The organism is Yoonia sp. (assembly GCF_017854565.1).
GTDB lineage: Bacteria > Pseudomonadota > Alphaproteobacteria > Rhodobacterales > Rhodobacteraceae > Yoonia.
Window position 1 is genome coordinate 15,017 of sequence record NZ_JAFMHJ010000040.1, and the last position, 13,838, is coordinate 28,854.

Annotated in this window: 15 protein-coding genes; 13 read left to right on the forward strand and 2 right to left on the reverse strand. The window is 59.6% G+C overall.

The genetic code is table 11. The annotated features are described in order from the left end of the window. Nucleotides 1-9 precede the first annotated feature (9 nt). Nucleotides 10-891 carry a tRNA (adenosine(37)-N6)-dimethylallyltransferase MiaA gene (miaA, locus tag QZ196_RS13975; protein WP_296427481.1) on the reverse strand — a complete coding sequence of 294 codons (882 nt, stop codon included), beginning with the start codon at nucleotides 889-891 and terminating at the stop codon, nucleotides 10-12. Between the two features lie 104 nt (nucleotides 892-995). Further along, a complete protein-coding gene (locus QZ196_RS13980) occupies nucleotides 996-1,583 on the reverse strand; it encodes a hypothetical protein (protein ID WP_296427446.1) in 588 nt (195 codons plus the stop codon). 206 nt (nucleotides 1,584-1,789) lie between these two features. Here QZ196_RS13980 and pyrH point away from each other — a divergent pair, with 206 nt between their 5' ends. From pyrH to lpxB, 13 genes are all read left to right on the forward strand, one after another. Beyond that, nucleotides 1,790-2,515 carry a UMP kinase gene (gene pyrH / locus QZ196_RS13985; protein WP_296427449.1) on the forward strand — a complete coding sequence of 242 codons (726 nt, stop codon included), beginning with the start codon at nucleotides 1,790-1,792 and terminating at the stop codon, nucleotides 2,513-2,515. Between the two features lie 117 nt (nucleotides 2,516-2,632). Further along, nucleotides 2,633-3,196 carry a ribosome recycling factor gene (gene frr, locus QZ196_RS13990; protein ID WP_296427453.1) on the forward strand — a complete coding sequence of 188 codons (564 nt, stop codon included), beginning with the start codon at nucleotides 2,633-2,635 and terminating at the stop codon, nucleotides 3,194-3,196. Between the two features lie 32 nt (nucleotides 3,197-3,228). Further along, nucleotides 3,229-3,954: a polyprenyl diphosphate synthase gene (uppS, locus tag QZ196_RS13995; RefSeq protein WP_296427455.1), complete on the forward strand. Its 726-nt coding sequence runs from the start codon at nucleotides 3,229-3,231 to the stop codon at nucleotides 3,952-3,954. Between the two features lie 2 nt (nucleotides 3,955-3,956). Further along, on the forward strand, nucleotides 3,957-4,760 hold the full coding sequence (locus QZ196_RS14000) for a phosphatidate cytidylyltransferase (RefSeq protein ID WP_296427458.1): 804 nt from the start codon (nucleotides 3,957-3,959) through the stop codon (nucleotides 4,758-4,760). After that, nucleotides 4,757-5,923, forward strand: coding sequence for a 1-deoxy-D-xylulose-5-phosphate reductoisomerase (gene dxr / locus QZ196_RS14005; protein WP_296427460.1), 1,167 nt, complete (start codon nucleotides 4,757-4,759; stop codon nucleotides 5,921-5,923). Before QZ196_RS14000 ends, dxr begins: the two co-directional genes overlap by 4 nt. A gap of 4 nt (nucleotides 5,924-5,927) precedes the next feature. After that, nucleotides 5,928-7,250, forward strand: coding sequence for an RIP metalloprotease RseP (gene rseP, locus QZ196_RS14010; protein ID WP_296427462.1), 1,323 nt, complete (start codon nucleotides 5,928-5,930; stop codon nucleotides 7,248-7,250). A gap of 70 nt (nucleotides 7,251-7,320) precedes the next feature. After that, nucleotides 7,321-7,452, forward strand: coding sequence for a hypothetical protein (locus QZ196_RS14015; RefSeq protein WP_296427463.1), 132 nt, complete (start codon nucleotides 7,321-7,323; stop codon nucleotides 7,450-7,452). Between the two features lie 117 nt (nucleotides 7,453-7,569). Continuing rightward, on the forward strand, nucleotides 7,570-9,873 hold the full coding sequence (bamA, locus tag QZ196_RS14020; protein ID WP_296427465.1) for an outer membrane protein assembly factor BamA: 2,304 nt from the start codon (nucleotides 7,570-7,572) through the stop codon (nucleotides 9,871-9,873). Then, on the forward strand, nucleotides 9,873-10,394 hold the full coding sequence (locus QZ196_RS14025; RefSeq protein ID WP_296427467.1) for an OmpH family outer membrane protein: 522 nt from the start codon (nucleotides 9,873-9,875) through the stop codon (nucleotides 10,392-10,394). Before bamA ends, QZ196_RS14025 begins: the two co-directional genes overlap by 1 nt. Nucleotides 10,395-10,479: 85 nt before the next feature. Then, complete coding sequence (fabZ, locus tag QZ196_RS14030) at nucleotides 10,480-10,941, forward strand: 3-hydroxyacyl-ACP dehydratase FabZ (RefSeq protein ID WP_296427469.1); 462 nt, start codon at nucleotides 10,480-10,482, stop codon at nucleotides 10,939-10,941. Next, complete coding sequence (lpxA, locus tag QZ196_RS14035) at nucleotides 10,938-11,723, forward strand: acyl-ACP--UDP-N-acetylglucosamine O-acyltransferase (protein ID WP_296427471.1); 786 nt, start codon at nucleotides 10,938-10,940, stop codon at nucleotides 11,721-11,723. The genes fabZ and lpxA overlap by 4 nt, the downstream gene beginning before the upstream one ends. Further along, a complete protein-coding gene (gene lpxI / locus QZ196_RS14040; RefSeq protein WP_296427473.1) occupies nucleotides 11,723-12,625 on the forward strand; it encodes a UDP-2,3-diacylglucosamine diphosphatase LpxI in 903 nt (300 codons plus the stop codon). The genes lpxA and lpxI overlap by 1 nt, the downstream gene beginning before the upstream one ends. Then, a complete protein-coding gene (gene lpxB / locus QZ196_RS14045) occupies nucleotides 12,622-13,773 on the forward strand; it encodes a lipid-A-disaccharide synthase (protein WP_296427475.1) in 1,152 nt (383 codons plus the stop codon). The genes lpxI and lpxB overlap by 4 nt, the downstream gene beginning before the upstream one ends. Nucleotides 13,774-13,838: the final 65 nt, after the last annotated feature.

Consider the following 13,838-nt stretch of genomic DNA (forward strand, 5'->3'; position numbering starts at 1 on the left):
CGTGGCACATCAATCCACGGCTTCATCAGCGAATCGCAGTGTTGCGGATATGTCAGCGCCGGCGATGGGGACCTGATGCCAGTTCTTGTGCCGCGCCCGAAACCAGGTGCGTTGCCGTTTGGCGTATTGGCGCGATGCGCTGATGGCCGCTGCGCGGGCGGTATCAAGGGATGTTTCGTCGCGCAGATGGGCGATAAGTTCGGGCGCGCCAATGGCCTTGGACGACAGGTGGGCGGGGTTCCAGTGCGGCAGCATGGCGCGCGCTTCGTCCAAGGCGCCATGGCCCAGCATCTGATCAAAGCGCCGGGCAATGCGGTCGTTCAACCAGTCCTTTGGCGCATCCAATGTGATGCAGATGGCCTGATCGGGCGCCAGCAGAGGGGGCGGCGTCGCGTCTTGCCAGTCGGCAAGGCTGCGGCCCGTGTTCTGCAAGACCTCCCATGCGCGTTGGACCCGCATGCGGTTCTGGGTGTCGATACGGGCGGTTGTACCGGGATCAAGATCAGCCAGAAGGTGCTGCAATGCCAGTGTATTGGCCTGCGACCTGAGTGCGTCGGGTGTGGCGGGGATTTCGGCCAGCCCTTGGGTCAGCGCGTTGAAGTTCAGCCCGGTGCCGCCGACGATGATGGGCCGTTTGGCGCCCTGCAGATAGGGGGCGATGTCACGCAGCCAATGCCCCACGGAATAGTCGGCATCAAAGGGGACATGGCCATATAGCGCATGTTCGGCCCGTGCCAGATCGCTGTCGTCGGGGCGCGCCGTCAGGATGCGCCAGCCGTCGAACACCTGCAGCGCATCGGCGTTCACGATCACGCCGCCCTGTTCCTGCGCGATGTGCAGCGCCAGCGCCGATTTGCCCGAGGCCGTTGGCCCCGCGATCAGGACGGGCATTTGCGGGGGAATGGTGATCACGCCTGATATCTCTTTGCGCTAGGACATGTGCCAGCCCTGCATGCCGTATGTCTTGGCGGGGATCAACATGCGATCCACGCGGCCTACCTTTCGGCGGCAAATGTGCCGTCATAGGTGGTGCCGTTGATACCTGTGTCGATGTCGGCGGCACCTGCGATTGCCCCGATGGGGTCGGTGAAGGTTTCCTGAAAATTGCCGTTCAGCGCCGCTGATGTGGCATAGCCGGTGCCATTATTCGTCAGGATCCCGAGCAACAGAAGGTCCAGATGAACGCCGGTCCCCATCGGATCCTGATCGCGGGCCAGATCGGCGCTGCCGGTCAGGGTGCCGGTGTAGGTGCCATCCGTTTCATGTTGGAAATTATAGGCCGTGCCATCGACGTTATCGGTCAGAAAGCTGACATCCAGGGTCAGTTCACCAACCAATCGGTTTCCGGCCATGTCGTCGGCGCTGATGAAACCTTGGTAGGATGCGGCGCCGGATGGGGGGAAGTCGGATTCTTGCGCGACGTTGCCGGGGACCGGCGGGTTGCCGTCAAGATCGACGTATTTGCTGCGCAGCGCAGTCGCGGCAGCGTCGATGTCGGCAAAAGACCGCGGTTCGAGCGGGTCGCAGCCGCCCAAAACGAGGGTCGATGCGGCAACGGCCAGTGCGGTAAACGGGTTTATCATGGGACCGGAACCTTGTCTTGGGATCATGCGAGTTTGGACGATCAGCAGGGTCATCGTATTGACATTGCTCAATACGGGTCGGGCCGTGCCGGGATGGGGGCCGCAGCTATTTGCGCATGCGGTGCTTTTGTCTGCGCGCTGCCATTGAACCTGCGGACGTTTTGCGACATTTTGCGCGCCAAACGACAGCGCATCAGGGGGACGCCATGAGTGAGACTGAGAAAACGGCATATAAGCGTGTCATGCTTAAGATCTCGGGCGAGGCGCTGATGGGGGATACGGCGTTTGGCCTGCATCCGCCGACCGTGCAGCGCATCGCACGTGAAGTGAAATCGGTGCATGATCTGGGTGTCGAGATATGCATGGTGATCGGCGGCGGCAATATTTTCCGCGGCTTGCAAGGCTCTGCCCAGGGCATGGAGCGGACGACGGCGGATTACATGGGGATGCTGGCCACGGTGATGAATGCGCTGGCGATGCAGTCGGCATTGGAAGAGCTGGGAATCCACACAAGGGTCATTTCGGCGATCACCATGAACGAGGTCGCTGAACCCTATATCCGCCGCCGCGCCGTGCGACATCTGGAAAAGAAGCGGGTTTGCATTTTTGCGGCAGGCACCGGGAACCCATATTTCACGACCGATACGGCCGCCACGCTACGCGCCAATGAAATGGCCTGTGAGGCGATTTTCAAGGGGACCAAGGTTGACGGTGTCTACGACAAGGACCCTGTGAAATATGATGATGCGGTGCGCTATGACAGGGTCAGCTATGACGAAGTGCTGCAAAAGCATCTGGGCGTGATGGATGCCAGTGCGATTGCGCTGGCGCGCGACAATGGTTTGCCGATTATCGTGTTTTCGCTGGATGAACCGGGCGGGTTCAAAGGTATCCTCGCGGGTGAGGGGACATATACGATTGTGCATGATTAGGGCGCGATTTGCACGAAATCTGCACGTTTGGTGCTGATTTCCTGACCTATACAACCGTGGTTTATTGCCGTAAAACGATGAAAAGCTGGGCAAAGCCGGCAGAGGATAGTGCAGACAATGTCAGATGATTTTGAACTTGATACCGATGACTTGGCCCGTCGTATGGATGGGGCAATCGCCAACTTGCGCGTTGAACTGGCGTCGCTGCGTACTGGACGCGGGTCGGGGTCCATGCTGGAGCCGATCATGGTGGATGCCTATGGTGCGATGACGCCGATTAACCAGGTGGGGACGGTGAACGTGCCCGAGCCGCGTATGGTGACGATCAACGTCTGGGATAAAGCCTTGGTTGGTAAGGTCGAAAAGGCCATCCGCGAAAGTGGTCTGGGGATCAATCCACAGCTGAACGGCACGATCATCATGCTGCCGATCCCCGAACTGAACGAAGAACGCCGCCGCGAGCTGACCAAGGTTGCGGGCCATTATGCCGAAAGCGCGCGGGTGTCGGTGCGCAATCTGCGGCGTGACGGAATGGACAAGATCAAAAAGGCCAAGGCCGATGGTCTGTCCGAAGATGATCAGAAGTTCTGGGAATCGACGGTGCAGGAATTGACTGACGCGCATATCAAGTTGGTCGATGAAACGCTTGAGATCAAACAGGCGGAGATCATGCAGGTCTGACGGCTCGCTCTTACAAGATAAAGGGGCCATTCATGCCCAAGCACGCAGACCTCAAGACCGGCCCGGGCCATGTGGCCATCATTATGGATGGCAATGGACGTTGGGCGCAGCAGCGCAATCGACCGCGTTTGTTTGGCCATCATGCCGGTGCGCGCCGTGTCCGCGAGATTGTGGCGGCCTGTCCTGATCTGGGCGTGAAGTACCTGACGATCTTTGCGTTTTCGACCGAAAACTGGAAGCGGACCCAGACCGAAGTCGCCGGGCTGATGAGCCTGTTTCGCAAATATATCGAGCGCGAGGCGAAGGCGTTGTTGAAAAACGGCGTCCGCGTGCGGTTTATCGGCGACCGTATCCGGCTGGATGTGAAACTGGTTCGGCTGATGGACGAGCTGGAGCTTTTGACCGCCGACAATGATCTGGTGCATTTGACCATCGCGATAAACTATGGCGGTCGCGACGAAGTGACCCGCGCGGCCAAGCGGCTGGCCTATGAGGTTGAGATGGGGCGTTTGACCCATAATGACGTTGATGCCGAGACGCTGTCGCGGTTTCTTGATACCCGCGTGCTGCCGGACCCGGATTTGGTTATTCGCACCAGTGGCGAGGCGCGGATTTCGAATTTCCTGCTGTGGCAGTCAGCCTATTCTGAATATGAATTCGTCGATACCCTGTGGCCTGATTTTACCGCCGTGGAATTTGCGCGGGTGCTGTCGTCTTATGGTCGCCGCGAGCGGCGCTTTGGCGCGGTGCTGGCGTGACCATGAAAGCGCCACTGACCAGCCCGCAAAATTGGGACGACCTGAAAGCCCGGACCGCATCCAGTGTCGGCATGACGGTTGTGGGTGCCGTTGGGGTGATCCTTGGTGGTGTGTGGTTCCAGATGATGGTGGTCTTTGTGACGGCCGTGATGATCTGGGAACTGTGGATGATGATCATCGCGGACCAGCCGACGCGGGGCATGTTGCTGGCCGCACTGGTGGCTTCGGTGATGTCGGGGCAGCTGGCTGATGGCACCTGGTGGGGCGTCTTGCTGTTTTTGGTCGTGCCTTTGATTGGTGCGGCCTTGTTGAAAAAAGAGCAACTTACGTTCTTTGCGTTTGCCCTTGGTATTCAGGTGGCTGGCTGGGGTCTTGTGCATTTTCGTGTCGATTTTGGGTTTATCTGGCTGCTTTGGCTGATGTCCGTCGTGATCATCAGCGATGTGTGCGGTTATTTTGCGGGTAAATCGCTGGGTGGGCCAAAGTTTTGGCCCAAGGTCAGCCCCAAAAAGACATGGAGCGGCACGGTGGCTGGGTGGATCGGCGCCGGTGTTGTCGGTGTTGTTTTCATGCTGTTCACCGATGCGAGCCCGTGGATTGTCGGGATTTCCATGGTTCTGAGCTTGGCCGGGCAGATGGGTGATATCGCAGAAAGTGCGCTGAAGCGGCGGATGGGCGTTAAGGACAGCTCGACGCTTATTCCGGGGCATGGCGGGTTGTTTGACCGTTTTGATGCGCTGCTGGGTGCGGCATTGTTCATGCTGATGTTGGCCGAGGTGGTGCAAGTGCCGGGGGTAGCCTTTTGAGGCGGATCACGCTGTTTGGCGCGACGGGGTCGGTGGGGCAAAGTGCGATTGATCTGATCGCACGGGATTTATCGCACTATGATGTTGTCGCACTGACCGGTGGGCGCAATGTGACGCGGTTGGCGGCAGATGCGGTGCGTCTGGGGGCCGATCTGGCGGTGACCTGCTACCCGGAATGTTATGAAGAATTGAAGCGGCTTTTGGCCGGCAGCGGCATTGAAGCGGCTGCGGGCTCCGATGCCATTGCCGAGGCGGCCGCGCGTCCTGTGGATTGGGCGCTGTCGGCGATTGTCGGGGTGGCGGGGTTGGTGCCGGGGCTGGTGGCGTTGCAGCATGGCACCACGCTGGCGCTGGCCAACAAGGAATCGCTGGTGACGGCGGGACCGCTGTTGCTGGGCACAGCCAAGGCGCATGGGGCGACGGTGCTGCCGGTCGATAGCGAACATTCGGCGGTGTTTCAGGCGCTGGTCGGCGAGGACATCGCCGCAGTCGAGCGGGTGATCATCACCGCAAGCGGCGGTGCGTTTCGGGATTGGCCGGTGGAAAAGCTGGCCACGGCAACGCTGGCGCAGGCATCAAGCCATCCCAATTGGGATATGGGGCAGCGGATCACGATCGATTCCGCATCCATGTTTAACAAGGCAATGGAGCTTATTGAAACAAAAGAGTTTTTTCACGTACCGCCAAGTATGATCGAGGTGTTGATACACCGCGAAAGCCTGATTCATGCGATGGTTGGGTTCAACGACGGCGCATTGATGGCGCATGTGGGTCCGCCGGATATGCGTCATGCCATCGGCTATGCGCTGCATTGGCCACAGCGCAAGTCGCTGCCGGTTGCGCGGCTGGATCTGGCAAAGATCGGTGCGCTGACGTTCGAGGCCCCTGACGCGGCGCGCTATCCCGCGCTGGCGCTGGCCACGCGGGTGATGGAAGAAGGCGCGCTGTCGGGCGCCGTGTTCAATGCAGCCAAGGAACGGGCGCTGGATGCTTTCATCGCCGCAGAGATCGGATTTTTGGATATGTCGCGCGTCGTCTCGGCGACATTAGACAAAATGTCCTCGAATGGGCTGCAAAATGCCCAAGTCACCCTAGATAATGTCATTGAGACAGATCGGCTGGCCCGCATCCACGCGGGCGAGGCCATCAGCCAGTTGGGATAATACTTTGGATTTGATGCAGTTTGTACCGATGTTCGGCAACTTCGCCTTTACGATGGTGGCGTTTGTCGTCGCCCTGTCGGTGATCGTGGCGATTCACGAATATGGGCATTATATTGTGGGCCGCTGGTGTGGCATCCACGCCGAGGTGTTTTCGCTGGGCTTTGGTCCCGTGCTTTGGAGCGGGAGCGATAAGCGGGGCACGACATGGCAGTTGGCCGCTCTGCCACTGGGCGGCTACGTGAAATTTCTGGGCGACGCCAACGCGGCCAGCGTCGGGACGGATGGCGCGGTGGACGAGGGCGATCTGCGCCGGACAATGCACGGTGCGCCGCTGTGGGCGCGGGCGGCGACGGTCGCGGCAGGGCCGATTTTCAACTTCATTCTGGCCATCGCGATTTTCACCGGGTCGTTGATGTATCAGGGCCGGTCGGTTGATCCTCTGACGTTTGGCACGCTGCGCGATTTGCCTGCCGGGTATGCCACCGATCTGCGGGCTGGCGATGTGATGCTGGCGGTTGAAGGGGTGCCCTTTGAGGGTGGAAACCTAGATGAACTGGTGCCGCTGAAGGATCGGTTGGATTATACGGTCTTGCGCGATGGTGACGAGATCACGGTGGAAGGTCCGTATTTTTTGCCGCCCGCCGTATCTGGTGTGATCCCACGGTCCGCAGCGGATGATGCGAACCTGAAGGTTGGGGATGTGATAACGGCGATTGATGGCACGCCTGTCTTTGCGTTCAATCAGATTGTCGAGATAGTGAAGGCCGCTGAAGGTGCGCCGCTGAACATGCAGATCATGCGTGATGGCCGCGTTTTGGACGTGGTCCTGACGCCGCGCGCCACGGATGAGCCTGCGCCCGGCGGCACGTTCGTGCGCAAGTACCGGATCGGTATTACCGGACAGTTGTTTTTCAACGAACAAACCGAAGTTGTCGGTATCGGTGAGGCGCTCTGGATGGGTGCGCAGGGGCTTTGGACAACGATGACGACGTCGCTTTCGGCGATGAAGCATATCATTTTGGGGCGGATTTCGACCTGTAACCTGTCGGGCCCGGTCGGCATTGCAGAGACGAGCGGGTCGATGGCATCGCAGGGCGCGCAAAGTTTTCTGTGGTTTATAGGTGCTTTGTCGGCCGGTGTCGGTCTGATCAACTTGTTCCCCATTCCCGTTCTGGATGGCGGACATTTGATGTTTTACGCCTATGAGGCCGTCGCTAAGCGCAAACCGAGCGAGCGTGCGGTGCGCATTTTCATGTTTGCGGGGCTATCGCTGATCCTGGCGATGATGTCGTTTACGATCCTGAACGACACATTCCTCTGCCCATAGGGCCCCGGTTCTGACATGATTTCGCCTTAATTGGTTGCTATTTTAGAAACAATTCGGAGTGGGGGTTGCAATGGAAAATGTTGTTTCTGGCTACAGGGCGTTACTGCTGCTGCTGCGGATCAATGTTGACTGGCTGGTTTTCGCACTGGCCTTGTTGGTTGCGCTTTATTGCGGGTCATACGTTATGTTGATGTGGCTTTGACGCCGACCACCAAATAAGCTTGTTTAAACGCGCCTATGGGCGCGTTTGTCATTTTGACATCCCGTGCTTTTGCGGCTACTCCAAGTAGTAACCGGGATGTGAGCACAGGCGATGATTATGCAAAAATTGATTTGGCGCGCTTTGGCGCGATGCGCGACAGTGGTGCGGCGATGCGGGTTTATTGTCATTTTGACGCTAACCGGGGTCAGTGCGCAGGCGCAGAGTTTTTCGTTCAACACCTTCGTGATCGAAGGCAATCAACGGGTTGCCGATGGTACGATCCTGACCTTTGCCGGAATCACGGCCGGTGAGGTGCTGTCAACGGCAGAGCTGAATGATGCCGTACAGCGTATTCGTGCCGCGGGCCTATTTGAAAGCGTGGACGTCACGCCGCAGGGCAGCACGTTGATCATTCGCGTCGTGGAGTATCCGACGATCAACCGGATCAATATCGAAGGCAACGCCCGGATCAGGGATGCACAGCTGCTGGCGTTGGTCCAGTCGCAGCCACGCCGCGTGTACAACCCCGCGCAGGCCGAACGCGATACAACGGCGATCACGCAAGCCTACGCCCAACAGGGGCGGATCAATGCGACGGTCACGCCGCGCATCATTCGCCTATCGAACAACCGCGTGGATCTGGTGTTCGAGGTGACAGAATCGGGCGTTACCGAGATCGAGCGCATTTCGTTTCTTGGCAATCGCACCTATTCCGAAGGCCGGCTGCGCCGGGTTTTGGACACCAAGCAGGCCGGTTTCCTGCGCAGCGTTATCGCGCGCGACACATATTCCCCCGAGCGTGTTGCACAGGACCAGCAGCTACTGACCGATTTCTACCGCTCGCGGGGCTATGCGGATTTCGTGGTGCAGAACGTCGATGTGGCGCTGACGCGCGAGAGAGACGCCTATCTGGTGACCTTCAATCTGCGCGAAGGTCAGAAATTCACGTTTGGCAACGTCACCGTGACAAGCACGATTCCCGGCGTGGACCCGGCCATTTTCCAAGAGGCGCTGCGGATTCGCACCGGTGTTACCTATTCACCGGTGCCAATTGATACCGACGTCACCCGTCTGGAACGGCTGGCGTTGCAGCGCGGCCTGAATTTTGTACAGGTCGAGCCGCGTATCACGCGCAATGACCGCGATTTGTCGTTGAACGTGGAATACGCACTGTTGCCCGGCCCACGCATTTTTGTTGAACGCATTGATATCGAAGGCAATGGTACGACGCTTGACCGGGTGATCCGCAATCAGTTCCGGGTTGTTGAGGGTGATCCGTTCAACCCGCGTGAAATCACCGAAAGCGCGCGCCGCATTCGCGGGCTTGGGTTTTTTGCCAATGCCAGCGTTGACGCGCGTCCCGGCACGTCACCCAATCAGGTCATCATTGATGTGAATGTGGTTGAGGGGCCGACTGGAACGCTGACGTTTGGGGCCAATTATAACAGTGATACCGGCGCTGGTTTGCTGGCGTCCTATAGCCAAAGCAACTTTCAGGGCCGGGGGCAAAAGTTGAGCTTTGATATCTCGACCGCCGAAAGTAACCGCCGGTTGGGGTTCAGTTTCAGTGAGCCGCAGTTGCTGGGGCGTGATCTGCGCCTTGGCGTTGATCTGTCGTATCGCACGACCAACAATGAAAACGCGCTGTATGATACAGAAACCGCGCGATTTAGCCCCTCGTTGAGCTTTCCCGTAAGCGAGAGCGGGCGTCTGTCGGTCTTTTATGCCTATGAATATACCGATCTGAGCGATGTATCTGCCAGCGCGAGTGTGATTATTCAAAATGAGGCGAACGCAGGCTCCGTGGGTACAAATTCACTGGGCTATGTGTATAGCTTTGACACGCGCCGCACCGGATTGAATCCGACGGCGGGTGTGCTGTTGCGGTTTGGTCAGGAGTTCGGGTTTGGTGACAGCCAGTTCATCAAGACGACAGCGCTGGCCGGGGCCGAGGCTAAGATACTGAACGAAGAAGTCACCCTGCGTGCAACGATTGAGGGCGGCTATCTGAGCTATCAGAGTGGAAATAGCCGCGTGACGGATCGTTTCTTTTTGGGCAGCCGGTTGATGCGCGGGTTTGAACCGGCCGGCGTTGGCCCTCGCGATGATCTTACCGATGACGCGCTGGGGGGTAACAGCTTTGCCGTGGCGCGGCTTGAAGCGGAATTCCCGCTGGGTCTGCCAAGCGAGTATGGTATCTCGGGCGGGGTGTTTGTGGATTACGGGTCGGTTTGGGATGTGGGCGAAACCTATGGTCAGGTCGTTCTTTACGATGACTTCACGGCGCGCACGGTTGCGGGTGTTTCGATCTTCTGGACCACGCCGATCGGGCCGTTGCGGTTCAACTTTACCGAGGCTCTTGATGTGCAGGAACGCGACAAGCCGAAATCGTTTGATGTGACCATTTCGACGAGTTTCTGATGGTGATCCTACGCGTTCTTGTTGTCTGGCTGTTGCTGGCGCTGCCGGGGGCAGCGCAGCAGGCGTCGCCGCAGGTCCTGATCGTTGACAGTGAGCGGCTGTTTTCGGAAACGCTTTATGGGCGCAGGCTTGCGGCCGATCTTGCCACGCAGGCGGCGGCGTTACAGGCGGAAAATGACCAGATCGTTGAATCGCTGACACAAGAAGAGCGCAGCCTTACACTGCGCCGACCGGAAATGACGGCTGATGCATTCCGCATTGCCGCCGAGGCCTTTGACGCCAAAGTGCAGGATGTTCGCCGGGTTCGGGATGCCAAGAACGTGGAGTTGCAGCAGGCGAGTATTGCCAGCCGCGCCCGGTTTGAAAATCGGGTGCAAGGGATTATCGCCACGATCATGCTAGAGCGCAACGCGGTTGTGGTGCTGGAACAGCGGACCGTTATTCTGTCGGTCCGCGCCGCCAATATCACCGATGATGCGATTGTGCGCATTGACGCGGAACTTGCCAACGGCGGCGACTAGCCGATGCTTGCCCGCTGCGGCGGGCCTTGCTAGTCAGGCTGCATCCGGTGCAAAAGCCACCAAGGACAACAAGGAGCTGCCCACTATGTCTGAACCGGTGACCGAAGCTGATATTCAGCTGATCCAGAAAATTCTGCCGCACCGCTATCCGTTTTTGTTGGTCGACAAGGTGCATAGTATCAACGGCACGCAATCGGCTGTTGGCATCAAGAATGTCACCATGAACGAGCCGCATTTTCAGGGCCATTTTCCGGGCAATCCGATCATGCCGGGTGTAACCATTGTCGAGGCGATGGCGCAGACGACTGCGGTCATGGTTGGCGCGTCGCTGGGGCTGACAGAGGGCAATTTGCTGGTGTATTTCATGGCGATCGACGGCTGTAAATTCCGCCGCAAGGTCGTGCCCGGCGATGTGCTCGAGATGCATGTGCAGACGACACGGGGCAAGCCCGGCGGGAAGGTCTGGCGGTTCAAGGGCGTGGCGACGGTGGGTGGCGAAATGGCTGCCGAGGCCGAGTTTACGGCCATGATGGATTTGCAGGGGTGACGGCGGATATTCATCCTTCTGCGATCATTGCCGATGGGGCGGTGATCGGCGCGGGCTGCGTCATTGGGCCGTTCTGTGTGATCGGCCCTGATGTGGTACTGGGTGACGGGGTGACGTTGAAAAGCCATGTGGTTGTCGATGGCGACACGCATATTGGTGACGCAACGGTGGTGTTTTCCTTTGCGGTGATCGGGGGAATTCCCCAAGACCTTAAGTTTGGCGGCGAAAAAACGCGTCTGCGGATTGGCGCGCGCAACCGTATTCGTGAGCATGTCACAATGAACACCGGCACAGCGGGCGGCGGCGGTGAGACACGTGTGGGCGATGATGGGTTGTTTATGGCGGGCTGTCATATCGCGCATGATGTCCAAGTGGGCAACCGGGTGATTGTGGTGAATTCCACGGCGATTGCGGGCCATTGTATCATCGAGGATGACGTGATCATCGGTGGGTTGTCTGGCGTGCATCAATGGGTGCGGATCGGGCAGGGCGCCATTATCGGGGCACTGTCGATGGTGTCAAAGGACGTTGTTCCACATGGTCTGGTGCAGGGACCGCGCGGTGTCTTGGATGGGCTGAACCTTGTCGGGCTCAAGCGTAAGGGCGTGGACCGGGGCGATATCACGGCGATGCGCGCCGCGTTTCAGGCGCTTAAGGATGGCGAGGGTACGTTTCAGGACCGCGCCCGCCGGTTGGCCGAGGAAAGCGAAAGCGCCTATGTGCAGCAGATGGTCGCGTTCATTCTGGGCGATACCGACCGCAACTTTTTGACGCCGGGCTGATGCTGGCGCTGATTGCAGGGACCGGTGATCTGCCGCCTGCCTTGGTGGCGCGGTTGGATCAGGCGCCGCTGATCTGTGCGATGCGCGGGTTTGAACCGGCGATGCCTGTCGATATTGGTTTTCGGATCGAACATCTGGGGAGTTTTCTGGCCACGCTGAAAAAGCGGGGTGTGACCCGGATTTGCATGGCCGGTGCGGTGCGCCGCCCGCCGGTGGACCCCGCCGAGATTGATGCGGCCACGGCGCCTTTGGTGCCGCGCATACAGGCGGCCCTGACCCAAGGCGACGATGGCGCGCTGCGGGTGATCATTGCGATCATCGAGGACGCCGGGTTCAGCGTTGTCGCAGCGCATGACATGGCCCCCGATCTGCTGCCCCGTGCCGGTGTGCTGACCAAGACCGGGCCTGCGTCGTCGCATACCGCCGATGCCTTTGCAGGCGAGGCCTGCGTGGCGCAGATGGGGCAGACCGACAAGGGGCAAGCCTGCGTGACCCGCGATGGGGCGGTTATCCTGCGCGAGGACGCGCAGGGCACAGATGCGATGCTGCAAAAGCTTTGCCTGCCTGATGCGGCGGCGCATGGGCCATATGACCCAACCGTTTTTGGATTGGATGTCGTGGTCGATCTGGCCGCGCATGTGCGCATCTGGCTGGCCGATCACCCTGAACCGCCTGCCAATGTACCGGGCGGTATTCTATTCAAGGCCCCGAAACCGGGTCAGGACCGGCGCGCAGATCTGCCGCTGATCGGTCCGCGCACAGCGATGCTGGCAGCAGAGGCCGGTTTGGACGGGATCGTGATCGAAGCCGGTGGTGTGCTGGTGCTTGACCTGTCCCGTGTACGGCGCATCTTGGACGCGCAGGGCATGTTTTTGTGGGTGCGGCCAAGGGGTGGCGCATGAGGGTCTTCGTGATTGCGGGCGAGGCATCTGGCGACAAGTTGGGTGCGGCGCTGATGGCGGGGCTGCGGCAGTTGCGCCCCGATGTGACGTTTGACGGTGTCGGCGGGCCGTTGATGCAAGTCGAGGGGCTGGTCAGCCGGTTTGACATGAACGAACTGAGCGTCATGGGTTTGGCCGAGATATTGCCCAAATATCGCGCGCTGAAGGCCCGTATTCGCCAGATGGCCGATGCTGTGGTTGAGACGCAACCCGATCTCCTGATCACGATCGACAGCCCGGATTTTTGTCTGCGGGTCGCACGGTTGGTCAAGGCGGCCAGTGTTATTCGGACGGTGCACTACGTTGCACCGACGGTTTGGGCATGGCGTCCGGGCCGGGCGGCGAAGATGGCGCATCATATCGATCATGTGCTGGCCCTGTTTCCGTTCGAGCCGCCGTTTATGGAAGCTGCCGGGATGGACTGCGACTTTGTCGGGCATCCTGTCGTGGCAGAGCCTGTCGCGACGCTGGCTGATGCGGCGGCGCTGGGTGTCGGCACTGTCGTTCTGGTCCTGCCGGGAAGCCGCAAAGGCGAGGTGTCGCGGCTTGCCGACAGGTTTGGTGCTGCGTTGGCGTTGATCGCGGCGACCGTCCCCGATGCGCGATTTGTGATCCCGACGACGGGCGGCGTGCATGCGCTGGTGCAGGAACGGGTGCAGCAATGGGCCGTGCCGGTGACCGTGCTAGCGCCCGGATCGCCGGACAAGGCGGCGTGGTTCAAGCGGGCCGATGTGGCGCTGGCCGCGTCGGGGACCGTATCGCTGGAGCTGGCGGCGAACGGCACGCCCATGGTGATTGCCTACGACATGGCATGGTTGAGCCGGATCATCATCAGCCGGATGTTGAAGGTGGATACCGTGACTTTGGTCAATCTGGTCAGTGAGACCCGCGTGGTACCCGAATTTATTGGCAAAAACTGTGACGCAGGGCCGATTGCGCAGGCCGTTCTGGCGGTTCTCGACAACCCAAAGGCGCAGCAGGCCGCAATGGATGTAACGATGGAGCGGTTGGGGCTGGGTGGCGAAGCGCCGGGGTTACGTGCGGCGCGCGCGGTACTGGCGCGGTTTGAGCAAGCGTCCGTCAAGCACGATAAGCCCAACGGCCAGTAGGCCAAAACCGGCATAGGGGCGCAGGGGCAGGGCCTCTTGCAAGACGGCTGCGCCAAGGACAATGG